This is a genomic window from Veillonella sp. 27098_8_77, assembly GCF_041431535.1.
Lineage (GTDB): Bacteria > Bacillota > Negativicutes > Veillonellales > Veillonellaceae > Veillonella.
The window spans coordinates 247,916-272,527 of the sequence record NZ_JAPVXW010000001.1; the positions used below are offsets into that span (position 1 = coordinate 247,916).

The window sequence follows — 24,612 nt, forward strand, 5'->3', positions numbered from 1 at the left end:
TTTTGTTATATTGAAATTTTGTCTCTACGTATACTAGCAAATATGGCACCTGATATGTTATGCCATACACTAAAAATAGCACCCACAAGAGTTGCAAGCGGATTTAAAGCGAAATTAGTTGCTGCTAATGTAACGGCTAACCCACTATTTTGCATACCTACTTCTATTGCTAATGCAGTGGTTTTATCGTATTTTAATTTAAGAATTTTTCCTACACTTAAACCTAATAGTAATCCTAATATATTATGTATACCAACCACAATAAGTGTTAGTAAACCAGAAATTAATAGTTTATCCCTATTAACTGCTATAATAGCTGCTATTAATAAGATAATAGCAATCATTGAAAATATAGGGCTTATACTGGTTAATGTATTAATATGTGATTTACAAATATATTGAATAACACCACCTAATAAGATTGGTACAATGATGACTTTCACCATTGTAATCATCATTGGTAGCAATGCAACATCTACCCAAGCACCGCCAATATATAATATTAATAATGGTGTTACAATGGGAGCTATTAATGTCGATGTAATTGTCATTCCTACTGATAGAGGTACATCACCTTTAGCGATATAGGTAATAACATTACTAGCTGTTCCTCCAGGACAACAGCCAACTAATATAACCCCAATTGCAATATCTGGAGGTAAGGTAAATACATGGCAAATTCCCCATGCTAACAAAGGCATAATTGTATATTGTGCAAGAACACCAATGCAAATATCTTTTGGATATCTAAAAATATTACATAGATTTTCAAACTTAATAGTGAGACCCATACCAAACATAGCGATTCCCAGTAGAAAAGGTGTATAAGCAATAGCCCATGTAAAATATTCGGGCAAAATATAGGCCAAACATGAAAAGCCTATGATAAGAATCATTAAGTACTTGGAAATTAAATGAGTTAGTGTTTGTAAATAGTTCATAACTTCTCCTCTCTAATTTGCATCAAAAGAGAAGTTATCTATAAGGCGTGTAGATCCAATATATACAGCCATTGCAACCAATACTGGAGATGTAATCTCGTGAACTGGTTGCATTGTGATAGCATCAACAACTGAAATATAATCAATTTTTGCTAATGGCTCTGTAGCAACTATATTCGTCATAGTATCAATAATACTATCAGCAGAGACTCCACGTTTTATAGATTGTTTTCCTGCTTGAATAGCTTTATATAATATTGTAGCTGCTTTTCTCTCTTCTTTAGATAAATATGTATTGCGAGAAGATTTTGCTAACCCATCTGATTCACGAACAATTGGAACTCCAATTATATTGACTGGGAAATTTAAATCAAAAACCATTTTACGAATAATAGCTAATTGTTGTGCATCCTTTTCACCAAAGTAAGCATTGGTAGGTTGAATTATATTAAAGAGTTTCGCTACTACGGTACAAACCCCTTGAAAGTGTATTGGTCTACGAACACCACACAATGTATCAGATAATTCGATAATATTTACAAAGGCTTTTTTATCATGATACATTTCATCTGGACTAGGCGTAAATATTATATCAACGCCATGCGATTCACATAGTGCTGTATCTCTATTTAGATCACGTGGATATGAACTTAGGTCTTCATTTTCACCAAACTGAGTTGGGTTGACAAATATAGATACTACAACTTTATCATTATTTTTTCTCGCTTCATCAATTAATGCAGCATGACCATCATGTAAATATCCCATGGTAGGAACAAATCCAATTGAATACCCTTGTTTTTTCCAAGTGTCTATTATATTTCGTACTGTTTTTATTGTAGTTAAAACTTCCATAAGAATTCCTCCGTTTTTGTAAATATGAAGATAGTCCTATACAGTCTACTGTAATTCGATCAATGACAATTATTTTTGATCAACTAATAAACCATGTTTTTCATAGTTTTTTATATGACTTATCTTGTTCTTTTCATCTACAAATACAACGAGAGGCTTATGGCTCTCAACTTCAGTTTCGTTATATGCTGCATAGCACATGATAATTATTTTATCATTAACTTGTACATGACGTGCAGCAGCTCCATTTAAACAGATAACACCACTACCAGAATCTCCAGCAATCGTGTATGTATTAAATCGTGCTCCATTATTAACATTTACAATTTGAACTTGCTCATATTCTCGTATGCCAGATGCATTCAAAAGATCTGTATCAATAGTAATGCTCCCTACATAATCAAGTTCAGCTTGTGTCACAGTTGCTCTGTGAATTTTACTTTTTAACATTGTTAGTTCCATGTTAAACTCCTTGTGTTTTAAATGTAACCGCCATATGGTCGGTTCTAACGTTCACAATTTGTGTGTTTATCATGAATTAACAGTAGACTAGAGTATAGTTAAAATAAATACTATCTCCATGTGAGATTATATCATAATACACTGTTTATACATATAAAATATATTTATAGTTGTCAGGTTAAATATTTATCATATTATATTATAAATGTAAAAAACCAGTAGCTACATATTGTAGTTACTGGTTTTTATACGCATAAATTATTTTTGATATTCAGCTAATGCCTTATCAATGTATGCGGCTTCTTCTTGAGAAGGTTCACACATAGGTAAATTGAATATACCCGCTGGTAAACCCAATTTACGAGCTGCATATTTAACTGGAATTGGATTTGTTGTAATGAACATAGCCTTAGAAATGTCAGCTAATTTTTGATGTAATTGGGTTGCTTTTTTATTATTTCCTTCTTCAAAAGCAGCAATCATATCATTCATATCTTGTCCTGCCACATGTGATACTACAGAAATAACACCGGTGCCGCCAACGGAAAGAATTGGTAATGTAAGACCATCATCTCCGCTATATACCATGAAATCATCACCAGGCATTAAACGCTTGATTTCAGAAGCAATCATCAAATTACCACTAGCCTCTTTAATGGCACAAATATGTGGATATTCTTTATGGAGACGAGCTAATGTAGCTGGAAATATTCCAGTTCCTACACGACCAGGGACATTGTATACCATGATTGGCAACGTTGTAGCCTCAGCAATGGATTTAAAATGTAAATATTGACCTTGTTGATTAGGTTTATTGTAATACGGTACAACAACTAATAATCCATCAATACCAGGAATCGCAGATACTTCTTTTACAAGGTCTACAGAACCTTTTGTATCATTGGAACCTACGTTAGCTATGATGGTACCTTTATCTCCGCAGGATTCAGCAACGGCTTTAAATAAAGCAATCTTGCTTTCACGGGACATAGTAGGATTTTCACCTGTGGTACCACTAACAACTAAGCCATCAGACCCATGATTCAATAGATGTTCTGCAATGGCTACGGTATTTTCAATGTTGACTGATCCATCACCATTAAATGATGTAATCATAGCCGTTAATACACGACCAAAGGTTTTCATATGTTTCTCCCCCTTGATAGATATTAAAACGCTTCCTTTTCTACCAAGTATTCTGCAATTTGCAATGCATTTAATGCAGCACCCTTACGGATTTGGTCACCTACAATCCAGAAATTCATGCCTTTATCATTGTATAAATCTTTACGGATACGACCGATTTCACAGTCATTTTGATTAGATGTATATAGTGGCATAGGATATTCTTGTTCTGCTGGATTATCTTTTACTATTAATCCTGGAAATGCGGCACAAGCCTTGCGGAATGCTTCCACAGATACTGGTTCTTCTGTTTCTACTAGTACAGATTCAGAATGAGAGCGATATACTGGTACACGAACAGTTGTTGGCACTACTTGAATCGTGTCATCATGAAGAATTTTGTGTGTTTCATTTACCATCTTCATCTCTTCTTTAGTATAATCGTTTTCTAAGAATACATCAATTTGTGGTAACAAATTGAAAGCAATTGGGAAATGTTTAGGTGCAGAACCTGTTGGCAATAAATTTGCTGTCATTTCTTTACCTTCAGCATATTCTTTTACTTGGTTTTGAAGTTCTTCAATACCTTCTTTACCAGCACCAGATACAGCTTGGTATGTAGATACTACAATGCGTTTAATTGGAGAAATATCATGCAATGGTTTTAAGCCAAGGCTCATGATGATTGTAGAACAGTTTGGATTGGCAATGATACCCTTATGTTTCAAAATATCTTCAGGGTTAACTTCAGGCACAACGAGTGGTACTTCCGGATCCATACGGAATGCACTGGAGTTATCAATAACAATAGCACCGCGTTTAGCTGCTTCTGGCGCTAATGTTTTAGAAATAGAGCCACCTGCAAATAAAGCGATATCGATGCCATCAAAGGATTCAGGTTTTGCTTCTTCGACCACATAGGTTTTCCCGTTAACTGTAAGTTCAGTACCAGCAGAACGAGCAGAAGCCAATAGTTTTAAATTTTCATAAGGAAAATTACGCTCTTCAATAAGTGTAATGAATTCTGCCCCTACTGCACCAGTAGCACCAAGAATTGCAAGATTAGGTTTTTTCATTGTGTATCTCCTCAATTAATCAATTGTAGTTCAGTATTATAAATAATGTTCTAAGCCATATGTTAAACCTGGTTTAGAGGCAATTTTCTTACATGCTAGAACGACACCAGGCATGAAGGATAAACGGCTTAAGCTATCATGACGAATTGTCAATGTTTCATCATAGCCGCCAAATAATACTTGTTGGTGTGCTACATAACCAGGAAGACGAACACTATGGATAGTTACATTGTCGACTTTTGCACCACGTGCACCTGGTAAACTTTCACGTGTTAAATCTTTAGAGCCTGTCACATTAGCAGCCTCTTTTGCATCATTGATTAATTTAGCCGTCAAAATAGATGTACCAGATGGAGCATCATATTTATGGTTGTGATGCAATTCAATAATTTCTACATCAGGGAAATATGGCGCTAATTCAGCAGCCACTTTCATCATCATAACAGCGCCTAATGAGAAATTAGGTGCTACCAAACAATTGGCATTATGTTGTAAACCGATTTCATTCAATTCGTTTCGTTGTTCTTCAGTTAGGCCTGTTGTGCCTATTACAATATGCACGCCAGCACTAAGAATTTTTTTAGCATTTTCGAAAATAACAGCAGGATTTGTGAAATCAACGATAACGTCAGGTTTATTATCGCCTAATACTTCGTCAATAGTTTCAGCCATTGTGATATGTAATGGTTCAATTCCTGCTACAGTGCCCACATCTTGACCTGCTTTAGATGGATCGATGCCACCTACTATTGTCAATTCAGAATCTGCATGTACTGCTTTTACGACTTCGCGGCCCATTTTGCCGCCTGCACCGTTTACCATTACTCTAATCATATTTACCTCCAAAAAAGCCAGTGGAGGCATCCACTGGCTTAATATATACGATATATGACACATCGTTCATTAAACAAGAATTATGATAGCACTCCACCAATGTAATATTGGTGACAGTCGTCTACCTATTAAATAGACAACCAGCACGATGATTTGGCTGTCATCCCACTTCGGCAAGTACACCTTTTATCATGAATCAATGTTTGCCGGCTCCTCATGATGACTATTTATACCCGCGCCTCTACCTTATTATTGAGTTAATATAATAAGTATAAGTAATTATGCGTATTTAGTCAATGAAAATGGTCAATAAGTTCTTGCGCAGCAGCAAGTGCTGTATGAGACATTCCCTTGCCGGACATCATGGATGCGATTTGTGAAAGCCGTTCTTCCTTGCTTAATTCAGATAATGTTGAAATAGTACGGCCTTCTTGTTCTTGTTTAGATAAATGATAATGCTGTTTTGCAATACTTGCTGTTTGTGGTAAATGAGTAATACAAAATACTTGATTTGTCTTGGAGAGAGCTAAGATTTTTTCAGCTACCTTCAATGCTATATCTCCACTTATACCGACATCGATTTCATCGAATACAAGTGTTTTGTGATTGTCTGTACGGAATACGGATTTTAGTGCCAGTGCAATACGAGCTAATTCACCACCAGATGCAACTTTATGTAATGGTAGCAACTGTTCCCCTTTATTAGCGGTAAATAATAATTCAATTGATTTAGCGCCTAATGGTAAGAGTTCTTCACTTTCATCTATGAAAAAACGAATATCCCCTTTTTCCATACCTAAATCAACAATTTCTGCTCGTAGTTGTTTAGCAATGACATCTGCATTTTCACGACGTATAGCAACTAATGTTGCTAAAGCTATTTTTGCAACTCTTTCTTTTTCCACGAACTGTTGTTCTAAAGCACCTTGTTCACAAACTTCGGATTCTAATTCCTCTAAGCGTTGTTGTGCCTTTTCTTCATAATTTAATATATCTTGGACTGTTTCGCCGTACTTCTTTTTAAGACCATAGATTACAGAGTCTCTATCTTGGCAGTAAGCATAGCGTTCTTCGTCATAACTAATAGAATCTCGGTAGCGATCAAGAGATTGAGCAGCTTCTTCTAATTGAAAGTATGCGGAATTAACGAGTTCAGAGATTTCTTTAACCTCATCATCATATTTTACTAGATCATTTACTTCTACCTTGATAGCATTAACCGTGTCTAATAATGGATGCCTGCCTCCATAAAAAGCATCATAGCATGAACCAAGTACCTTATCGATGTGATCGAAGCTATCTAAACGTTTCAGTTCTTCCGCAATAGCTTCATCCTCGCCTATTTGTAGTCCTGCCTCTTCTATTTCATCGATTTGAAAACGAAGCATATCAAGTTCACGGGCTCGTTCAGCCATGTGTTCAGATAAATTATCTAGCGCTTGCTTGGCTGCTTTATATTCTTTATAGGCTGCTTTATATTCTTTATAAGCCTTACTACCAGCTTGGTTATAACCATCTAAATACTCATGATGTGAATCAGGATTTAATAATTTTTGATTACTGTATTGACCATGAATATCCGCTAATAATAGACCAATCTCTTTAAGCGCCTTTAGAGGAATGGGTTGATCATTTGCCAATATGATAGATTTACCAGATGTATTAAAGGACCTAGATAGAATTAGTTGATTGTCCTCTGCCAATATATTTTTTGATTGTAATAAATCTAATAAACTTTGGTGATCGGCAATATCGAATATGCCATCTATAACAAAACTATCTTTACCATGACGAATAAACTCGCTGCTAGCGCGTTCTCCTAATAGAATACTGAAAGCATCCATTAATATGGATTTACCTGCCCCAGTTTCGCCGGTAAAGATAGTTATGCCATCTTTAAATGAAATATTCATTTGCTCAATCAACGCAAAGTTGCGAATGCTCATTTGCGTTAACATATAATTAATCCTTCATTAAATCTTGAATTCTAGAAAGAATTGCAGGTACCTCAGCTTCGGAGCGTGCGATAAGTAAAATTGTATCATCCCCTGCAAGTGTACCAATTAATTCAGACCATTTTGCATGATCAATAGAAAATGCTACAGATTGAGCAGAGCCAGGAATCGTATGTAGCACGACCTGATTTAAGCTATGGTCAACCTTGATTAAGGAGTCTTGGAATAAACGGTTAATACGACTACGTGATAATACTACATTTTCTTCTGGAGATAATGCGTATCGATAATGTCCATCGCCAGTAGGTATTTTAATTAACATTAATTCTTTGATGTCACGAGAGACAGTAGCCTGTGTTACTTCTATGCCTTCTTGTAATAAAGCAGCTGCTAACTCCTCTTGTGTTTCAATCGCTTTAGACTGAACAATTTCCTTAATTTTGTTATAGCGATAGCGTTTCATTTTTTGCTCCCTTTTTTAAACTTGCACATAAAAGAGAATAGTATCTTTCTTACATTATTATACCATATATTCAAAATTAATATATGGTATATTCCGTATATACCATACGTGTTATGCATATTGTACTAATAATTAATAATTTATTAATTTATGGAAATTTCACATCTTATAAACACACATAATATATGGTTCATCTATTTATACAGAATTTATGATTAACGATTTTTACAGGTCTGTTGCATAAATAAAAGACCCATTAATGGGTCTTTTATTTCGTATTATGCATTTTTAGTATAGTAAAAGTATAGAAAATTTTACTATGGAATACATGTTATCACAATTATCGCTTTTGAATTAAATATAATTCAGGTGGATTGTTAGCTTGATTAATTGGTTGCCAATGACACACATTATACTTAGCTTGATCTAATTGAGAAATATGTGTATGTAATGCTTCTTTCTCTTCCATTCCTTCAGGTGTACCTGGATACGCTACAATAGTTATAATTCCATCTTTAGCCAATTTACAAAATGCATTATTAAGTGCTTCAATCGTATTTTTAGGTTGTGTTACGATACTATGATCTCCACCCGGTAGATATCCTAAATTGAATATAATTAAATCGATAGTATTTTCTTTTATTGCTTGATGAAGCGCAATATCATGAGAATTGTGTAGAAATGTAATTGTTACATTAGATTGTAATTTTTTAGAGGCCAATAATTCCCTACTAGCACTAAGTGCTTGTTCTTGAATATCTATGCCATATAAATGACATTCAGGTTGTGCTCGCTCCGCTAAATACAGTAGATCATGTCCATTACCACATGTTGCATCTACTACAACAGATGCAGACTTCATAATACGGTCCCAGATGAGATGTTGAAATTGAACTGCATTGTTGATATTAATCATACAGCTTCACACTCCTTATAATAACTCGTCCCTACGAGAAGCTAATTTTTTAAATAATGTGCCAAAGAAACATTGATCTTTAAATCGTACGAATAAACAATACACAGGATTCGATGAAACATGTAACGCTTCTTTGTTAGTAAAGGAATAGTCAAATGTACCATCAATACAAATATGTAGTTTAGGCTCGCGTTCTGGCATAGTTACTTGAATGGTATCGTGTTCTTCTAATACCATTGAAATTCCTTGGATTAAATGTGGCGCTACAGGCGTTACAATAATGGAACGATTATCTGGTTTCATTATAGGACCACCAGCGGATAAATTATATCCTGTAGACCCTGTAGCTGATGAAATAATCAGTCCATCAGAAGGATACATCTGCGTATGTTGTCCATTTACAGCTAAATTGATACGCGCCATTTTAGCAGGTTCAGAACGTGTAATAACGACTTCATTAATAATTGGGACTAAGTCTTCTCTTGTTCCGTCTTCCCTATCTATATAGGCATGAAGATGGCCTCGTTTTTCAATTGTATAGTCACCTTGAGCAATGCGTTTAATATGACTTTGTAATTGATGGACTTCAATTTGATTTAAGAAACCAAGTTCCCCTAAGTTAATACCACATACAGGAATATTATAAGAGAAAATTTGACGTGCTAAATGGATGATGGTGCCATCGCCACCAAAACTAAATGCTACATCAATATGTTTAAAAATCTCTGGCCTAGGAAGTACATTTTCCTTTGGTATTTGTAATACCTTGTAAGTATCAGGTCTTTCAAGATCATCTGGTAAATATACTTCTATTTGCTCCTCTCTACAGATATGAGCTGCCATTTTAAGGACGGCCATGATTGTACTTTTACCCATATTAGGGAAAAAACCAATACGCATATATCTATCTCCTATAGCGTGTGAGCCTCATCTACAACTGCTGTAATTAATTCATTAGTTATAGATAATGCACCTTCTTCAGATTTAGTAAAATATCCTAAAAACTCAATATTGCCTTCTGTCCCTTTAATTGGTGAGAAGGTTAATCCATGTAAATATAATTTGCAATCATACGCAACCTGTAATATACGTGAAAGCACCTCTTCGTGTACGGCTCTATCTCGAACAATACCTCCCTTGCCAACCTTTTCTTTACCGGCTTCAAATTGAGGCTTGATGAGAGCTACTAATGAACCTGTATCTTTTAATAGTGTTGTCGCTACAGGCAACACCTTATCAAGAGATATAAAAGCTACATCAATAGAAATAAAATCTACTAGCTCACCTAATTGTTCTGCAGTAACCGCACGTATATTTTGCTTTTCCATGTTGATTACGCGTTCATCTTGACGTAGTTTCCAAGCTAATTGGTTATAGCCTACATCAATGGCAAACACCTTGGATGCACCATTTTGTAATGCACAATCTGTAAATCCACCCGTGCTAGCTCCAATATCAACCATAACAGCACCAGTTAGATCAATAGGATATATTTGAATAGCTTTTTCTAATTTCAGCCCCCCACGACTTACATATGGTAAGGTATTACCTTTCACTGTAATATTTGCATCTACAGGAATTTTAGTACCAGCCTTATCAATTCGTGTTGTATCCATAAAGATTTGACCAGCCATAATAGCGGCTTTTGCTTTTTCACGACTTTCAAATAAGCCTCGGTTAACAAGGAGAATATCTAAACGTTCTTTATTACTCATATGACACCATTATATATATAGAAATATTGAATATAAGCTATTAGAATACCTAATACTAAACCACCGAATACTTCAACTGGCGTATGACCTAGTAATTCTTTTAAAGCAATTTCTCGGTCTTTTAAAATAACAGGAATATTTCGTTTACTAAAATACTCCACAATTTGGTTTAATATTTGTGCTTGGCGACCTGCTTGGCGACGTACACCAGATGCATCATACATGACTACAATCGAAAATACTAATGCTACCACAAATATATCAGTAATACCATTATTTTTAAAGTACAGTGCGGCAGTAGTGGAAATAACAAAGGATGTATGTGAGCTAGGAAACCCTCCTGAACCTACTAAACGTTCAAAGCGCAATGTACGATAGCGGACAAGTTGCCATAAGAATTTAATGGCTTGTGCTGAAAACCAGCCCCAAAATGCCGCTTGCGCTATATAATTATGACAAATTTCCTCTAAAATATGGTACATATAACTTCATCCTTTAATGTTTAATGTGTACGATCCATTAAATAATCAATAATAGCACTTAATATTTGAGTATCATCTTCAATTGTTGCTAGAGCAGCATGTGCTTTTTGTGCGACCACATGCGCTTCATTACGTGCCTCATCTAGCCCCAATAATGAAACATAAGTAGATTTATCTTGTCGTATATCACTACCAGGTGTTTTACCTAACTCTTCAATGGTTCCCGTTACATCAAGAATATCATCTGTAATCTGGAATAGCAAACCGAGACAATTAGCATATGTCATATAGGCTGCATATTTTGCTTGGTCAGCATTAGATAGGATAAGTCCTAATTCAATAGCCGCATTAAATAAAGCGCCTGTTTTTCCACTATGCAAAACTTTTAATTCCTCTAGTGGGATATGTTTACCTTCAGATAGTAAATCGAAAGCTTGTCCACCTACCATACCTTCAGGACCAGCAGCAGTCGCTAAACATTGGATAGCCTTGATTTTTTGCTCAGCTGATGCGGTTGTATTTTCAGTACAAAGTTGAAATGCATAGGTCAATAAACCATCACCTGCTAAAATTGCCATACCATCTCCGTATACCTTATGGTTAGTTAAATTGCCTCGGCGATAATCATCATTATCCATGGCTGGTAAATCATCATGAATTAGTGAATATGTATGAATACATTCCAATGCACATAAGAACTCTTTATATAATGATGCATCAACCTTCATTGCATCTAAAACGGCTTTGGTTAAGATGGGACGAATCCGCTTCCCCCCTTGTAATAAACTATAGTTCATGGATTCATATAAACGTTTATATTCTGGTATAGGCGAATTTAATACGGTACTTAACCATTGCTCAATCGATTGTTTGCTAGATTCTAAATATGTCTTTAACATAGCTCATTACTCTCCGATGCGTACCTCTTCGATAATCTGTTGGATTTCACCTTCCACAGAATCCAGCATATCTGCGCATTCCTTCACTAAGGTTAAGCCTTTTTTATATTGATTTAACAGCTCTGACATAGATAATTCACCATCGTCGAGTTGGCGAACGATATCTTCAAGAGCTTTATATTTTTTTTCATAACTTTTCAGTGATGTTGCCATCCGGTAATACCTCCTCTACAACTGCTTTTATAGAACCATCACGCAATGTAATTTTAAATACATCTCCTTTGGCCATATTTTGAATTGAACTTATGGTGTGTCCCTCTTTTTCTATTTTAGAATAGCCTTTCACCATTAAATGGATTGGATTTTGTAGTGATAATTCCTGTGTTAATAGTGAAAGTTTATGCTTTTCCTGTTGCCATCGTTGTGACGCTAGGGATTGCAATTTCTCCTTATAGGATTGTAGGAGAGAATTTTGCTTATGCAGTAATTGTAATGCAGGAAACCCGAGGCGACGATTAAAAATTGTACTTAATTCAATACGTTTTTGCTGTAATGTTTGATCCATTACATACTGTAAATAATCAAGTTTTTGTTGTAAATTCTGTTGTAGTGTAGTCAATGGAAGCACTGCGATTTCTGCGGCATGACTAGGTGTAGCACCACGCATATCAGCAGCGTAATCAGCTAATGTATAATCTGTTTCATGACCAACTGCGGAAATAATAGGTGTAGATGCATTGTAAATAGCTTCGATAACAACTCTATCGTTAAAGCACCATAAATCCTCCATTGAACCGCCACCACGACCGACGATAATGACATCAACATCTGGATCTTTATCTGCAGCTTCAATTCCCTTAGCTATGATTGGACCTGCTGTTGTTCCCTGAACTGGTACAGAGAATAATTTAAAGTGCATAAGCGGATTTCTATGTTCACTAATATGCAATATATCGTGTAAAACAGCACCTGTAGAGGATGTGACAATACCGATACAACTTGATAGAACTGGTATTGGTTGTTTATGAGCATCATCAAAATAGCCCAATGCGGATAATTCTCTTTGTAGAGCATCGAATTCAAGCTGCAACGGGCTTTTAGAGCCAACCTGCATATCTGATGCGATTAGATTTAAACGGCCCATTTTGTTATAGAAATTAACGGATGCCTTGATGGTTACCAATAATCCATTTTGGAATGCATTAGCGAGTCCTTTACTTTGAACCGTACTAGACCACATTGTTACATCTATAGATGATTCCTCATCCTTTAAGGAAAAGTACACATGACCACTACTATGACGCTTAGCATTTGTTATCGTACCACTAACATAGACATTTTTTAGGAGATACTCCCTATCTATTGTTCGTTTTATTAAGTTATTTAATTGGGTGATACTCAATACATTCACGATATACCTACTTTTGTGTTGCTAAAAATGCCCCATAAGCATTGCCTGTAGCATTGTCGACAGAGAATTTAGGATTAGCAAAATGAACTGTTACGTTATTCTTATGACAGAAACCATTAAGACGATTGCGTAGTAAAGAATTACTCATTACACCACCAACGGCAATTAATGTTGATACTGGTGTATGTTTGAGATGATAGGTTAATAATTTTTCTAGGGAATTTCCTATGCAGGTAAATAGTGCCCTACTCATAGATGCCGGAGATGCACCTTTTTCAATATTACGTAGCGCAGCACTACAAGGGCCAGCAAAACTAATCCATCCTTCTTTAACAGAGGAAGGTAACGGATCATACGTATCTGTTTGTGCAGCAAGTAATTCTAATTCTTTGCCACAAGGAAATTGAATACCTAATGCAACACCTACACGATCGACAAATTGTCCACCTTGTAAATCCTTTGAACCACCGATAATAGAGCTTTCAAAAATCCCCTTACCTTTATATTCTGTTAAAACAAGTTCTGTAGTACCACCAGAAAGATGTAAGCTATAGAATGGATGCGTAGGGACATGTCCAATTTCCCTTAGGGCTGCTAAAATATGATTTTCTTGATGAGCAAATTCATACATTGGCACTTGCATCATATGACTTAGTGCTCTACCGAAACCATGACCAACAAGAAAGGCCGGCATATAAGAATCATCAGAGCGTCTAGGAAAAGCACTAACACCAATACCCGATAATGGAACTTGAGGTAGTTCTTCTATAAGACGAGGCAGTACCTTCGTATGTTGAAACACCATATTAGATTGTTGAAGTCCCTTCATTCCGGGCTTTACATCTAAAATTTTTCGAGCTTCCCCTACTATATTTAGTTCATCATCAATAATGGCACAGCTTGTCGTATAACAGCTCGTGTCAATTCCTAGAAAATATCGTTTCATTATTTACTCTTATTATAAGCATCTAGAATTGCATTAATTAATTTATAAGATGCATCAGATCCAAAGGATTTTGCTAATTGTACAGCCTCATTGATAACAATAGATGGAGATACATCTTCACTATTGTAGTTAAGCTCCCAAATCGCAAGACGTAAAATGGCGCGATCTACTTTATCCATAAGTTCAAATTTTCGTTTTGTACAATATGGTTCAACTATTGTGTCGATTTCTACAAGATGAGATAATACACCATCGATTATTTGGTTTGCATAGGCAATATCCATAGATAACGAGATTTCTCCATCTGGAAAGATTACATCATCCTTAGAAGTGTGAAATTCATTAGCATATAGAACTTGGAATGCATATTGACGTGCTTCACGTCTATTTATCTTTTTAGACATATTGTCTCCTTATTCTTTGATAATTCCTTCAATATGTACATCAACCTTTACGTGATCAAGGTCAAGCGTATTCTTTAGTGTTTGTTTAATTTCAGACTGCAATTGTTTCGCAATATCTATTACATTATATCCGTATAGACAACGTACATACACATTAATCTCTATAAAGCCTTTTCTATGCTTTACATTAATGCCTGGTAAATTTTTTTGTCCAAAAGCGTTCGTTATACCATCTACAATTTCATCATATAAGCGTGGACTTAAGGAATGAATACCAGGAATTGTACTTAATGGTTTAATAGCAACATCAATGATAACGGAATCGGCAATATCTACTGTTGCTGTATCTAATCCATAGTTTAATTTATCGTCTTGACTCATATGCCCTCCTATTATTCATTACGCTGAATTGGTTCAGGTGTAAAATCATCAAAAATAATATCTTGGACTACGATGTCAATTGTTTCGACTTCTATTTCTGTGTAATTGACGAGTGCAGTTTTAATTCGCTCTTGTAAGCGCAGTGCAATATCAGGTATGCGATATCCATAGGAGATATTCACATATAATGTAACTGAAATTGCTCCGTCATCGTTAAAGGAAATCTTAACACCTTCATGAGCATTTTTACGACCAAAAAAGGTATTAACACCATCATTAAAGGTAGAACTCATATGATGAATTCCTTTAGTATCTAGTGCGGTCATACTAACAATAGTAGCATATACATTGTCAGCAATTTTAATTTTACCAGTTTCTAACTCAGTATTTTTCTTAGTCATATAGGCCTCTTTCAAAAAAGAGCACCTGTCCCTATATAATGACATAGACGACAAGTGCTCAGCTTAACAAAGATATATGGGGGACTATATTACATTTAAAAGATCTGGCCCACTATATCAATGAAATAGTTTTAGGCACGTTCGATGTATTGACCGGTACGAGTATCAATACGAAGTACATCATCTACTTCGATAAAGAGAGGTACTTTTACAGTGTAGCCTGTTTCCAATACAGCTGGTTTATTACCACCTGTTGCAGTATCGCCACGGATACCAGGATCAGTTTCAACTACTCGAAGTTCTACAGCTACAGGTAAGTCAATACCGATTACAATACCTTGGAAGAACATGATGGATACTTCCATGTTTTCAAGAAGGAAGTTTTTAGCATCACCTAGTTGTTCAACATTCAATTCCACTTGATCATATGTTTCGTTGTCCATGAATGTGTATGCACCATCAGCTTCGTATAAGTATTGCATACGACGACGGTCAACATGTGCTTTTGGAACTTTTTCACCAGCGTTGAAAGTACGTTCTACTACGGAACCAGTTTGCAAGTTTTTCATTTTTGTACGCACGAATGCAGCACCTTTACCTGGTTTAACGTGTTGGAAATCAACTACTTGCCATACATTACCGTCGATTTCAACGGTTACACCTGGACGGAAATCATTACTGGAAATCATCTAACTCTTCTCCTTCTAAATACCTATTTCGATTAACTCTTTTGGACTATGTGTTAATAATTCACAGCCATCAGCTTTAACAATAACACTATCCTCTATTCTCAATCCGATTTCACCAGAAAGATAAATACCTGGTTCTACCGTAATGATCATATTTTCGGAAAATACCGTATCGGATTTTAGATTGGCCACTGGTTCTTCGTGGATTTCTAGTCCTACACCATGTCCCGTACCATGATTAAACTCCTTGGTATATCCTTGTTCTCGTATATAGTCACGACATACTGCGTCAAGTTCTTTGCCTGTAATTCCTGCACGAACTGCTGCAACACCTCGTTTTTGAGCTTCTAAAACTATACTATACAATTTCTTTTGTTGCTCTGATGCAGGGCCCATAACGACTGTTCGAGTCATATCTGAATGAAACCCTTTATACACGGCGCCAAAATCAAAGGTGATAAAATCACCGGCCTCTATAATCTTATCACTAGCCACACCATGAGGCATACTAGATCGATTGCCTGAGGCTACAATTGTTGCAAAAGAAGGTTCCTCTGAACCTCGTTTTAACATTTCTGCTTCGAGTATGATACGCGCTTCATTCTCCGTCATACCCACCTTTAATTGCGGTAATAATGCTGCAAATGCATCGTCTCCAATTTTAGCAGCTTTTCGCATTAATTCTAATTCATCTTCACGTTTTACAGCACGTAATTTTGCAAAATGTATGGATGTAAAATTAAAGCGTTCATCTAATGTATCACATAGGGTTTCATATGTATCAACAGGCATATATTTTCCTTCAATACCAAAGAGACCTTCGTGGATGTGATTGTCATTAAAAATATCTACAAGAGTATCCATAACTGATGTTTCATATTGAATAACCTGATAGCCTTCACATTGTTTTGTGGCTTGCTCTGTATATCTGAAATCGGTAATCATGAATGCTTTATCTTGTGTGACAATAGCAAATCCTGTGGTACCTGTAAAACCAGCAAAATAATGTAAATTTATAGGGTCAATTAAAACGACACCAGTTAATTCTTGTTCTTTAATATACTTTTGTAGCTGATTTAGTCCGTTCATAATCATGCTCCTAGTCTATAAAGTACATCTTATAATACCATAAAATGCCTATATTGAATAGATTTTCATGCTATTTTTTAAAGTCTACTACATCTTGGTCGTCTATTTCTGAATATGTATTAATAGCCTCAATGCCATTTAATGTAAAATGACCTATGGATAATCTCTTTAAATAGGTAACTTCGCCTCCAGCGGCCCCAATCATACGTTTAACTTGATGGTACTTGCCTTCTTCAATGGTGATATGTAGAGACTGTTCAGAAAGAACGTCTATTTTTGCCGGTTTACATTGGGTTCCGTCCCCTAATACTAGCCCTTTTTCTATACGTTCAAGGCCCTCTTTAGTGAGTTTACCATTAAATTCCACATAGTATACCTTCGGTATATGTTTGTGACCATTAATGATAGAATGCGCCCAAATACCATCGTTTGTGAGTAATAATAGACCTTCTGTATCTTTATCTAGGCGTCCCACAGGAAATACACCCATTTTCTTAAACTCAGGTGGTAATAAATCCATCACTACAGGATGCGTAGGATCTTCTACAGCCGTAATATATCCAGCAGGTTTATGAAATTTAATATAGTACTGTTGTTTTGTTGATATTTGTACGCCATCAACTGCAATGATATCATCATCTATATGTATGGATTGGTCTTTTTTTAGGATAACAGTGCCATTTACAGTAACACGTCCATCCTTTATAAGTTGGTGAACTTCTTTGCGACTACCAAAGGCTTTATTGGCTAATAGTTTATCTAATCGCATCTTAATTCCTCTTTCATAGTGTTTGAAAGAATCAATTATACATGCCCTCTTAAGTTATCTACGTGAGCAGTATCATTTAATAAGTTTAAAATATTATGGTCCGATGGTTCCATACCATTGTAAAACACGCGATTAATCGACGTATTACCTTGACTGAAATTCCAACAGTGACTAATGGGAATATCAAGCATTTTACATAAAAGTGTACGAATCGTCCCACCATGACAGGTTATTAAAATTGTTTCGTCATCATCATTTTGACTTAAAAATTCTGAAAGACCATCCCATGCACGATTTTGTACCTCTTGAAAGCTTTCTCCATTTGGTAGCTTTACAATGTCAGGTTGGCGATACATTTGATCAATAAGGCCTGGCCATCGTTCTTCGATTTCTGAGAACAATAATTTTTCCCAGTCACCAAAATCAATTTCTCGCAACCGAGAATCTGTTGTAATATCGATATTTCGATTACCACGAATCGTTTCTGCTGTTACAAGTGCTCTAGATAGGTCACTTGATAAAATACGATCAAAATGTACATCCTTCAATGCATTAGCACAAGCTTTTGCCTGTGCTATTCCATTATCATTTAGAGGAACATCGGTAATACCTTGATAGCGACCGATTTTATTCCATTCTGTTTCACCGTGTCTAATAATATATAATGTCTTCATGTTAAATTCCTATTTTGTTAATATGTCACCTAGCAAACTAATGAGTGATACGTTATGGTCATGATCCTTAATAGCAATTCGCATCCACTGAGGGCCTAGGCCCTTATAATTGGTACAACTACGAATTAATGTATTATGATGTTCTAGTTCTGCTTGTATATCATTGACTGTTATTTGAGAATCATCGATGTTGGCTAAGATATAATTAGCAGATGGTTTATAGACGATTAGATTTTTAAAATTAGATAATGAATTGTACATATATTTTGATTCATTTGAAAGTAAGTTCTTAGTATCCTTAATATAGTTAGAATCATTTAGTGCAGCAACAATATAAGCTTGTGCCAATGTATTAACAGACCAAGCGGGTATAAATTGATGTAATGATTGAATCAATGTTGGGTTTGCAAAGGCTGCACCAATACGAAGCCCAGGTACAGCATAAAACTTCGTTAAAGATTGTACGATAATTACATTATCATAATCATTGATGAGATCCCGTAGGGAATTGCTATTATCACGCAACGATTCATTACCTATAAAGTCGATAAACGATTCATCGATAACAAGTAAACTGTTCGCATCTCTTAACATGTTAGCCAATATTTTAATCTGGATTTTGTCTAACAATGTGCCATCTGGATTGTTAGGATTTCCTAAAAACACAATAATGCGTCCATCTTGGCCTTTTAATTCTGCAGCAAAGGTTTGCAAGGCTAAATAAGGGACCTCAAAATATGGTATGCCATTGTCATATTGACGCTGACGATAGAAAATATCTCGTACAGGTATATTAGCAGCATTCATAGACGCGCGATATTCTGAAAACCCTGGTGCTGGAACAAATGCGCCCGTATATCCAGGTAAGCGACCAATTACATAAAGTAGTTCAGCTGCTCCATTTCCGATAAGTATGGATTCTTTATCTACACCATACACGTCTGCAATTGTATTAAGAACAGCATCATTGGTAACCTCTGGATAATGTGATATATAGTTTAATCGTTCATTAAGTGCATCTAATCCTTTTTTACTAGGTCCAAGGGGATTAATATTGGCACTAAAATCAGATATTTCAGAAATATGTATATGGTGATCATGGGCAAATTTAAAAATGTTGCCACCATGGGTATCGTGCATATGATATCCTCCTTTATCGTTTGATATATGTTAATCCTTCATTTGTTGTTTCTACGATATCGATATATCGTAGTGTAGGTATTTTTTTCTCTATATACGCTCTACATTCATCGATAGCCGTATAATCACTGGGAAATAAAAGCCCCATGATTGTACCGCTATGAGCAATAATAGTCCCTACACTATGAAACATATTGCCAATATCGTGAAACTCATAAAGATTTTGTTTATATAAAATACGTTGATTGGCAAAGGCGCTTAATGTAGCTGCTTGACCTATCAGTGTAATATCATGAGTTTTTAGCCCTCTCTTAAAAAGATCTAGAGCCTCTTTAATAATGGGTTCTTTCTCCTGTATTTTATAAGATAAATCTTTTTGTTTATTAAAGGAAATTGTATCAACAGTACCACCTTCATCAAAAATAAGAATCTTTAAAGGTGGACAGATTCCTAGAAAATTACAAATAGATCCATTAATATAATCAAATTGTGTAATACCCGGATAAAATGCTGCATCCGTTGGCTCTACGGCCAAACATATACGCTCTAATTCCTTTGGAGTTAATGTTTTATTTAAGGATAATGCGGTTGCCATTGCAGCAACCGCAATATCAGCAGAGCTAGATGCCATACCCTTTCCTTGGATAATGTCGGATCTAACATAGATGGCTGTATCATGGTGATTAGATAGTTTTAATGTATCTTTCACCAAATGACAAGCTAAATTAGCCTTAGGCTGAAGTGAGCAATAATAGTATGGCAGAGGATGCGTTACTTGGCTCAATGCATAGGAATAGCGATTAATTGGACAAGTTACAAGAAATGACTGTCCATCAATGGCCCCTTGAATAAATTCCCCACATGTACCGGGAGCCCTAACATAATAAGTCACTATATCCTCCTTATACAATAAAACTATCTACGTATAATCAACAAATGTTATAAAATAGGAGCTTTTACAACAGAAGATAAGAATGTTAACGTAATTATATAAATTAATAATAAAAGAATTTCTGTAAGTTCCACCACAAAACCATATGTATCACCAGTAGTACCACCAAGTTGCTTAACAATATAGTGATTAAGAATACGGTTAATAATATAGCTCATAATCATGGAAAAAATATTGATTTCTATTAATCCCACTAATGCGTAGGCTAAACCATAGATAGCAATAGTGAATGGTATAAACGGAATAGAAAGTAAACTAGTTATGCCCCATATTACTGCATAAAGTAGTGATAATACTAAGCATATAAAAATTGGCATACAGAATGTGGAAATTGTACTCCAAGTAATAACATATTTTGGCGCATATAAAGCAAAGGCCTGTCCCATGCCTGATTTGCGCGCGTATGGATAGGATCGAATGCTTAGAATTAATGTATATCTACTCATAAGTGGCATCATCAAAAGAATAATAGGAATAAATTCGGGCACCGGAATGGCAGTAAATAGTTGCCATTTTAAAAGCGTTACAAAAATAAAAGCTACAACGCCAAAGGACCCAACGCGGCTATCCTTCATTATTTCCAGTTTTTTCTCCCTCTCACGTCCAGAAAAGAGACCATCACTTGTGTCCATTAACCCATCGGCATGGAGGCCCCCAGTAAAAAGGAATTCGCTTATAACAATAATAAGCATCAATGGCATAGGGGCTAAAAATTGTGAGAATATAAAGTAGATTATCGTTAAAAAGATACCTATAATAAGTCCTACATAAGGAAATGTGGCAACGGATTTACCAAAATCTTCCATGGACCATTCGGTTTGATTAACGATTTTTAATCTGGTTAGAAATTGCAAGGCAATAAAGAAAGGTGTCATCTATTTACTACTCCATACATAGATAGGTTACAAAAGTTGTAATTATAATCATGAGTACTGTTGAAAGATACATCATATATATACATCGTGTAATGTGTAGTCGATTTAACGTTTCTAATGCATCCCCCATATATTCGCGGAAAGTCATCTTTTTAAAATATTGATTGTACCCACCGAGTCTAATGTGTAAAGCACCTGCTACAGGCGCTTCTGCATAGCCACCATTAGGACTAGGATGTTTATGGGCATCTCTAAGGCCAAGGCGAAATGCAGCTTTACCATCGAAACGTAATATAAACGCAGAAAGAACTAATAAAAGAAATGTAATGCGTGCAGGAATCCAATTTAATATATCATCAAATCGCGCTGCCACACGGCCAAAGAACATATATTTTTGATTCTTATATCCCAACATAGAATCCATAGTATTGGCCGTGCGATATAAAATGGCACCTATAGGGCCACCTAATATAAAGAAAAATAGCGGTGAAATAATTCCATCAATGGTGTTTTCAGCAATTGTTTCTACAGTAGCACGCGTTATTTCACTTTCATCAAGCTCCTCTGTATCACGGCCAACAATCCAGGAAACACGATGCCTAGCATCATCAATTTGACCTTGTTTTAATAATTTATTGATTTCAAAACCAGCTGCCCCTAATGAGCGTGGAGATATGGTAATATAAACAATTAAAACCTGAACTACATATTCAACCCATTCACTAATTAGGCCACCAATCCAAAGTAGTAAGGAAGCGATGATATACACTGTTAATAAGATAAAGCCTACCGTAATACCACCATACCAAAGTTTTTTGGTATCATTATCTGTTTCTTTGTAAAAAACAGCTTCATAAAAAGATATGATGCGCCCAATCAAGGCTACTGGATGAAACTTACTATTCGGATCTCCAATAATTGTATCAATTATAAACGCAAAAATTGGAATACACACATAGTTGTAGTGCTTAAACCAATCTAATAGAATACTTAAATCCATTACTATCACCCATTATCCTTTAATAGAGTCATAATATAATCCATATCAAGATGTTCTTCTACAATGTCTGCTAAACGATTATAGGCATTGTTTTTATGTTCAAAGTAATGGAATACTACAGGTGTTTCCTCTAATCCTTTGCGTAAACGCAATTGATTTATAATAAAGCGACGGAATTCATCGTTATCAAAGACACCATGAATGTAGGTCCCCATAACTTGATGATGACCATCAATAAACCCATCTACGACCATTATAGGAGTTTCACTACGTTTAGTAATAGTAAAACAACGTTTAACTGAGTCATCATTTGGGGTTGTATCACCCATATGAATTTCATAGCCCACAAGTTCAGTACCAGAGAATGTGCCATTTAAGAAATGTAGATTTTCCACATCAAATGTGACTTGATGCGTAGTTTTTTGATCTTTCATGGTTGTCGTTGAATTTACCAATCCTAGACCTTCACTTTCTTCGATATCTCCTTCCATATGATGTGGATCATAGATAGCAGTCCCAAGCATTTGATTGCCACCACATACGCCAATTACAGGCGTGCCTGTTGCAGCGAGGGCTTTAATCTCATTAGCTAGACCTGATTCTTTTAAATAGTTTAGGTCTGCTAAGGTATTTTTAGAACCAGGTAAAATAATCAAGTCAGGAGAGCCAATTACATCTCCAGGGCCTACAAAACGAACGGATACATCCGGTTCATAGTTCAATGCATCAAAATCTGTAAAATTTGAGATTTTAGGCGTTTGAATGACCGCAATTTGAATATCTTTGGAAACACTATTACGTTTGTTTTCTAATGCCACAGAATCTTCTTCATCAATATCAAGATTATCGATGGCAGGGATAACACCAACCACTTTTTTACCTGTTTTCTCTTCGATGAAAGTCAATGCTGGTTCTAATAAATTGATATCTCCACGGAATTTATTAATCACAATACCTTTTATTAAATCGCGTTCTTCAGGTTCTAATAATTCTAATGTACCTACAATAGAAGCGATAGCTCCGCCACGGTCTATATCAGCAATTAAGAATACTGGTGCTTGTGTCATTTTTGCAATGCGCATATTGACGATATCATTTGCTTTTAAGTTAATCTCAGCAGGGCTACCAGCACCTTCGATAACGATCATTTCAAAATTTTTATCTAAAAAAGCCAGTGATTCCTTAACTTTATCAAGAGCTGTTAAGGAGTAATGTGTATGATACTCTTTTGCGCTATAAATACCAACAGGTTTTCCCATCAATACGACTTGAGATGACTGATTACCTGTTGGTTTTAATAATACAGGGTTCATTTGTACGATAGGATCAATTCCTGCAGCCTCAGCTTGTGCGACTTGAGCGCGGCCGATTTCATCGCCCCATTTTGTGACATAGGAGTTTAAAGCCATATTTTGTGCCTTAAATGGTACCGTTTTATAACCCATACGATAAAGGATACGGCATAATGCAGTACAAAGAATACTTTTTCCTACATTTGAACTAGTTCCTTGGAACATAATTTTCTTAGCCATTTATATGAACCTCCTGAGATTTTAATTCTATAGTTATACCACTGACTGTAAAGTACATTTTATCAGCAGCGATAGCTACTTCACGATTTACACGCCCCATAATATCACGGAAAAATCTTGTTAATTTATTTTCTGGTACAATACCTAATCCGATTTCATTAGTTACAAAAATGACTGTTTTATTATCACTATTCTTTATATCTTGTAATAATAAACGCAGTTCTGTTAATATGACTGATTCCGCATGGTTCGCATCTTCTTGACTATCTATTTCACCACACGAAAAAAAATGATTAGATGTAAACATGGTGAGACAGTCAATTAGTACGATGTCGCTTACCTTGTTGATTTGTTTCCAATTATCATGTAAGTCACGTGGAATTTCAAAATTAATCCACTCTGATCCACGACGTAATTGATGTTTTTTGATGCGGTCTTTCATTTCCTCATCAAATGCCTGCCCCGTAGCTATATATGCCTTACGACCTTGTTTTGACAAAGCTAGTTGTTCTGCAAATTCACTTTTTCCGCTACGAGCCCCGCCGGAGCATAGAATAATTGTAGATTTCATAAATCACCTATACAAGTATATATAATTTCTGTATCATTATTAGTATAACAAAAGG

General features: G+C 35.6%; 29 protein-coding genes and 1 riboswitch. All 29 genes read right to left on the bottom strand.

Annotated elements, in window-relative coordinates; translation table 11 throughout:
* Nucleotides 1–5: 5 nt before the first annotated feature.
* The 29 genes from O3617_RS01150 to cobU all read right to left on the bottom strand — a co-directional run bounded on the left by O3617_RS01150 (nucleotide 6) and on the right by cobU (nucleotide 24,557).
* Nucleotides 6–941, bottom strand: coding sequence for a bile acid:sodium symporter family protein (locus O3617_RS01150; protein ID WP_371448157.1), 936 nt, complete (start codon nucleotides 939–941; stop codon nucleotides 6–8).
* 12 nt (nucleotides 942–953) lie between these two features.
* Nucleotides 954–1,796 carry a pantoate--beta-alanine ligase gene (gene panC / locus O3617_RS01155; protein WP_371448158.1) on the bottom strand — a complete coding sequence of 281 codons (843 nt, stop codon included), beginning with the start codon at nucleotides 1,794–1,796 and terminating at the stop codon, nucleotides 954–956.
* Nucleotides 1,797–1,865: 69 nt separating this feature from the next.
* Nucleotides 1,866–2,258: an aspartate 1-decarboxylase gene (gene panD / locus O3617_RS01160; RefSeq protein WP_371448159.1), complete on the bottom strand. Its 393-nt coding sequence runs from the start codon at nucleotides 2,256–2,258 to the stop codon at nucleotides 1,866–1,868.
* Between the two features lie 258 nt (nucleotides 2,259–2,516).
* Nucleotides 2,517–3,404, bottom strand: a complete 888-nt coding sequence (gene dapA, locus O3617_RS01165) for a 4-hydroxy-tetrahydrodipicolinate synthase (protein ID WP_371448161.1) — start codon at nucleotides 3,402–3,404, stop codon at nucleotides 2,517–2,519.
* 23 nt (nucleotides 3,405–3,427) lie between these two features.
* Entirely contained in the window at nucleotides 3,428–4,459 is a 1,032-nt protein-coding gene (locus O3617_RS01170) for an aspartate-semialdehyde dehydrogenase (RefSeq protein ID WP_371448162.1), read from the bottom strand.
* A 36-nt stretch (nucleotides 4,460–4,495) separates the two neighbouring features.
* Complete coding sequence (gene dapB, locus O3617_RS01175) at nucleotides 4,496–5,293, bottom strand: 4-hydroxy-tetrahydrodipicolinate reductase (RefSeq protein WP_371448164.1); 798 nt, start codon at nucleotides 5,291–5,293, stop codon at nucleotides 4,496–4,498.
* 78 nt (nucleotides 5,294–5,371) lie between these two features.
* Nucleotides 5,372–5,545, bottom strand: a riboswitch (Lysine riboswitch).
* A 41-nt stretch (nucleotides 5,546–5,586) separates the two neighbouring features.
* Complete coding sequence (recN, locus tag O3617_RS01180; protein ID WP_371448165.1) at nucleotides 5,587–7,251, bottom strand: DNA repair protein RecN; 1,665 nt, start codon at nucleotides 7,249–7,251, stop codon at nucleotides 5,587–5,589.
* Nucleotides 7,252–7,255: 4 nt separating this feature from the next.
* Nucleotides 7,256–7,711, bottom strand: coding sequence for an arginine repressor (gene argR / locus O3617_RS01185; protein WP_005378897.1), 456 nt, complete (start codon nucleotides 7,709–7,711; stop codon nucleotides 7,256–7,258).
* A gap of 340 nt (nucleotides 7,712–8,051) precedes the next feature.
* On the bottom strand, nucleotides 8,052–8,627 hold the full coding sequence (locus O3617_RS01190; protein ID WP_371448166.1) for a class I SAM-dependent methyltransferase: 576 nt from the start codon (nucleotides 8,625–8,627) through the stop codon (nucleotides 8,052–8,054).
* Between the two features lie 15 nt (nucleotides 8,628–8,642).
* Nucleotides 8,643–9,527, bottom strand: a complete 885-nt coding sequence (locus O3617_RS01195) for an NAD(+)/NADH kinase (protein ID WP_371448167.1) — start codon at nucleotides 9,525–9,527, stop codon at nucleotides 8,643–8,645.
* 11 nt (nucleotides 9,528–9,538) lie between these two features.
* Nucleotides 9,539–10,342, bottom strand: coding sequence for a TlyA family RNA methyltransferase (locus tag O3617_RS01200; RefSeq protein WP_371448168.1), 804 nt, complete (start codon nucleotides 10,340–10,342; stop codon nucleotides 9,539–9,541).
* Nucleotides 10,339–10,824, bottom strand: a complete 486-nt coding sequence (locus O3617_RS01205) for a divergent PAP2 family protein (RefSeq protein WP_371448170.1) — start codon at nucleotides 10,822–10,824, stop codon at nucleotides 10,339–10,341. Before O3617_RS01205 ends, O3617_RS01200 begins: the two co-directional genes overlap by 4 nt.
* 20 nt (nucleotides 10,825–10,844) lie before the next feature.
* Nucleotides 10,845–11,723: a polyprenyl synthetase family protein gene (locus O3617_RS01210; RefSeq protein ID WP_371448172.1), complete on the bottom strand. Its 879-nt coding sequence runs from the start codon at nucleotides 11,721–11,723 to the stop codon at nucleotides 10,845–10,847.
* 6 nt (nucleotides 11,724–11,729) lie between these two features.
* Nucleotides 11,730–11,936, bottom strand: a complete 207-nt coding sequence (gene xseB / locus O3617_RS01215) for an exodeoxyribonuclease VII small subunit (RefSeq protein WP_005378912.1) — start codon at nucleotides 11,934–11,936, stop codon at nucleotides 11,730–11,732.
* Nucleotides 11,911–13,134, bottom strand: a complete 1,224-nt coding sequence (xseA, locus tag O3617_RS01220) for an exodeoxyribonuclease VII large subunit (protein ID WP_371448173.1) — start codon at nucleotides 13,132–13,134, stop codon at nucleotides 11,911–11,913. The genes xseB and xseA overlap by 26 nt, the downstream gene beginning before the upstream one ends.
* A gap of 7 nt (nucleotides 13,135–13,141) precedes the next feature.
* Nucleotides 13,142–14,080 carry a metallohydrolase gene (locus O3617_RS01225; RefSeq protein WP_371448175.1) on the bottom strand — a complete coding sequence of 313 codons (939 nt, stop codon included), beginning with the start codon at nucleotides 14,078–14,080 and terminating at the stop codon, nucleotides 13,142–13,144.
* The gene (nusB, locus tag O3617_RS01230) at nucleotides 14,080–14,484 is read right to left on the bottom strand and encodes a transcription antitermination factor NusB (protein WP_371448176.1); all 405 of its coding nucleotides are present in this window, start codon (nucleotides 14,482–14,484) and stop codon (nucleotides 14,080–14,082) included. The genes O3617_RS01225 and nusB overlap by 1 nt, the downstream gene beginning before the upstream one ends.
* Before the next feature lie 9 nt (nucleotides 14,485–14,493).
* Nucleotides 14,494–14,865 carry an Asp23/Gls24 family envelope stress response protein gene (locus tag O3617_RS01235; RefSeq protein ID WP_105084117.1) on the bottom strand — a complete coding sequence of 124 codons (372 nt, stop codon included), beginning with the start codon at nucleotides 14,863–14,865 and terminating at the stop codon, nucleotides 14,494–14,496.
* Nucleotides 14,866–14,876: 11 nt separating this feature from the next.
* On the bottom strand, nucleotides 14,877–15,266 hold the full coding sequence (locus O3617_RS01240; protein ID WP_371448178.1) for an Asp23/Gls24 family envelope stress response protein: 390 nt from the start codon (nucleotides 15,264–15,266) through the stop codon (nucleotides 14,877–14,879).
* Between the two features lie 131 nt (nucleotides 15,267–15,397).
* Nucleotides 15,398–15,955 carry an elongation factor P gene (gene efp, locus O3617_RS01245; RefSeq protein WP_005378924.1) on the bottom strand — a complete coding sequence of 186 codons (558 nt, stop codon included), beginning with the start codon at nucleotides 15,953–15,955 and terminating at the stop codon, nucleotides 15,398–15,400.
* A 15-nt stretch (nucleotides 15,956–15,970) separates the two neighbouring features.
* On the bottom strand, nucleotides 15,971–17,044 hold the full coding sequence (locus O3617_RS01250; RefSeq protein WP_371448179.1) for a M24 family metallopeptidase: 1,074 nt from the start codon (nucleotides 17,042–17,044) through the stop codon (nucleotides 15,971–15,973).
* Between the two features lie 70 nt (nucleotides 17,045–17,114).
* Nucleotides 17,115–17,813, bottom strand: coding sequence for a pseudouridine synthase (locus O3617_RS01255; protein WP_371448181.1), 699 nt, complete (start codon nucleotides 17,811–17,813; stop codon nucleotides 17,115–17,117).
* Nucleotides 17,814–17,848: 35 nt separating this feature from the next.
* The gene (cobC, locus tag O3617_RS01260; protein ID WP_371448182.1) at nucleotides 17,849–18,487 is read right to left on the bottom strand and encodes an alpha-ribazole phosphatase; all 639 of its coding nucleotides are present in this window, start codon (nucleotides 18,485–18,487) and stop codon (nucleotides 17,849–17,851) included.
* Between the two features lie 9 nt (nucleotides 18,488–18,496).
* Nucleotides 18,497–19,627, bottom strand: a complete 1,131-nt coding sequence (locus O3617_RS01265; protein WP_371448183.1) for a histidinol-phosphate transaminase — start codon at nucleotides 19,625–19,627, stop codon at nucleotides 18,497–18,499.
* A gap of 13 nt (nucleotides 19,628–19,640) precedes the next feature.
* Nucleotides 19,641–20,519 (bottom strand): GHMP kinase, encoded by an 879-nt coding sequence (locus O3617_RS01270; protein ID WP_371448184.1) that lies wholly within the window; start codon nucleotides 20,517–20,519, stop codon nucleotides 19,641–19,643.
* Nucleotides 20,520–20,566: 47 nt separating this feature from the next.
* Complete coding sequence (gene cobS / locus O3617_RS01275) at nucleotides 20,567–21,454, bottom strand: adenosylcobinamide-GDP ribazoletransferase (protein WP_371448186.1); 888 nt, start codon at nucleotides 21,452–21,454, stop codon at nucleotides 20,567–20,569.
* Between the two features lie 7 nt (nucleotides 21,455–21,461).
* The gene (gene cbiB / locus O3617_RS01280) at nucleotides 21,462–22,454 is read right to left on the bottom strand and encodes an adenosylcobinamide-phosphate synthase CbiB (RefSeq protein WP_371448187.1); all 993 of its coding nucleotides are present in this window, start codon (nucleotides 22,452–22,454) and stop codon (nucleotides 21,462–21,464) included.
* A gap of 5 nt (nucleotides 22,455–22,459) precedes the next feature.
* The gene (locus O3617_RS01285; RefSeq protein ID WP_371448188.1) at nucleotides 22,460–23,986 is read right to left on the bottom strand and encodes a cobyric acid synthase; all 1,527 of its coding nucleotides are present in this window, start codon (nucleotides 23,984–23,986) and stop codon (nucleotides 22,460–22,462) included.
* On the bottom strand, nucleotides 23,979–24,557 hold the full coding sequence (gene cobU / locus O3617_RS01290; RefSeq protein ID WP_371448190.1) for a bifunctional adenosylcobinamide kinase/adenosylcobinamide-phosphate guanylyltransferase: 579 nt from the start codon (nucleotides 24,555–24,557) through the stop codon (nucleotides 23,979–23,981). Before cobU ends, O3617_RS01285 begins: the two co-directional genes overlap by 8 nt.
* Nucleotides 24,558–24,612 lie beyond the last annotated feature (55 nt).

What these genes read in the sequence shown, in the direction of transcription:
- cbiB (WP_371448187.1), bottom strand. Translation starts at nt 22,454, where the DNA reads ATGGATTTAAGTATTCTATTAGATTGGTTTAAGCACTACAACTATGTG.
- O3617_RS01195 (WP_371448167.1), bottom strand. Translation starts at nt 9,527, where the DNA reads ATGCGTATTGGTTTTTTCCCTAATATGGGTAAAAGTACAATCATGGCC.
- dapA (WP_371448161.1), bottom strand. Translation starts at nt 3,404, where the DNA reads ATGAAAACCTTTGGTCGTGTATTAACGGCTATGATTACATCATTTAAT.
- argR (WP_005378897.1), bottom strand. Translation starts at nt 7,711, where the DNA reads ATGAAACGCTATCGCTATAACAAAATTAAGGAAATTGTTCAGTCTAAA.
- recN (WP_371448165.1), bottom strand. Translation starts at nt 7,251, where the DNA reads ATGTTAACGCAAATGAGCATTCGCAACTTTGCGTTGATTGAGCAAATG.
- O3617_RS01190 (WP_371448166.1), bottom strand. Translation starts at nt 8,627, where the DNA reads ATGATTAATATCAACAATGCAGTTCAATTTCAACATCTCATCTGGGAC.
- O3617_RS01285 (WP_371448188.1), bottom strand. Translation starts at nt 23,986, where the DNA reads ATGGCTAAGAAAATTATGTTCCAAGGAACTAGTTCAAATGTAGGAAAA.
- cobS (WP_371448186.1), bottom strand. Translation starts at nt 21,454, where the DNA reads ATGACACCTTTCTTTATTGCCTTGCAATTTCTAACCAGATTAAAAATC.
- O3617_RS01240 (WP_371448178.1), bottom strand. Translation starts at nt 15,266, where the DNA reads ATGACTAAGAAAAATACTGAGTTAGAAACTGGTAAAATTAAAATTGCT.
- O3617_RS01200 (WP_371448168.1), bottom strand. Translation starts at nt 10,342, where the DNA reads ATGAGTAATAAAGAACGTTTAGATATTCTCCTTGTTAACCGAGGCTTA.
- O3617_RS01150 (WP_371448157.1), bottom strand. Translation starts at nt 941, where the DNA reads ATGAACTATTTACAAACACTAACTCATTTAATTTCCAAGTACTTAATG.
- O3617_RS01235 (WP_105084117.1), bottom strand. Translation starts at nt 14,865, where the DNA reads ATGAGTCAAGACGATAAATTAAACTATGGATTAGATACAGCAACAGTA.
- O3617_RS01205 (WP_371448170.1), bottom strand. Translation starts at nt 10,824, where the DNA reads ATGTACCATATTTTAGAGGAAATTTGTCATAATTATATAGCGCAAGCG.
- nusB (WP_371448176.1), bottom strand. Translation starts at nt 14,484, where the DNA reads ATGTCTAAAAAGATAAATAGACGTGAAGCACGTCAATATGCATTCCAA.
- efp (WP_005378924.1), bottom strand. Translation starts at nt 15,955, where the DNA reads ATGATTTCCAGTAATGATTTCCGTCCAGGTGTAACCGTTGAAATCGAC.
- cobC (WP_371448182.1), bottom strand. Translation starts at nt 18,487, where the DNA reads ATGAAGACATTATATATTATTAGACACGGTGAAACAGAATGGAATAAA.
- cobU (WP_371448190.1), bottom strand. Translation starts at nt 24,557, where the DNA reads ATGAAATCTACAATTATTCTATGCTCCGGCGGGGCTCGTAGCGGAAAA.
- panD (WP_371448159.1), bottom strand. Translation starts at nt 2,258, where the DNA reads ATGGAACTAACAATGTTAAAAAGTAAAATTCACAGAGCAACTGTGACA.
- O3617_RS01265 (WP_371448183.1), bottom strand. Translation starts at nt 19,627, where the DNA reads ATGCACGATACCCATGGTGGCAACATTTTTAAATTTGCCCATGATCAC.
- O3617_RS01255 (WP_371448181.1), bottom strand. Translation starts at nt 17,813, where the DNA reads ATGCGATTAGATAAACTATTAGCCAATAAAGCCTTTGGTAGTCGCAAA.
- panC (WP_371448158.1), bottom strand. Translation starts at nt 1,796, where the DNA reads ATGGAAGTTTTAACTACAATAAAAACAGTACGAAATATAATAGACACT.
- O3617_RS01250 (WP_371448179.1), bottom strand. Translation starts at nt 17,044, where the DNA reads ATGAACGGACTAAATCAGCTACAAAAGTATATTAAAGAACAAGAATTA.
- O3617_RS01170 (WP_371448162.1), bottom strand. Translation starts at nt 4,459, where the DNA reads ATGAAAAAACCTAATCTTGCAATTCTTGGTGCTACTGGTGCAGTAGGG.
- O3617_RS01210 (WP_371448172.1), bottom strand. Translation starts at nt 11,723, where the DNA reads ATGTTAAAGACATATTTAGAATCTAGCAAACAATCGATTGAGCAATGG.
- dapB (WP_371448164.1), bottom strand. Translation starts at nt 5,293, where the DNA reads ATGATTAGAGTAATGGTAAACGGTGCAGGCGGCAAAATGGGCCGCGAA.
- xseB (WP_005378912.1), bottom strand. Translation starts at nt 11,936, where the DNA reads ATGGCAACATCACTGAAAAGTTATGAAAAAAAATATAAAGCTCTTGAA.
- O3617_RS01225 (WP_371448175.1), bottom strand. Translation starts at nt 14,080, where the DNA reads ATGAAACGATATTTTCTAGGAATTGACACGAGCTGTTATACGACAAGC.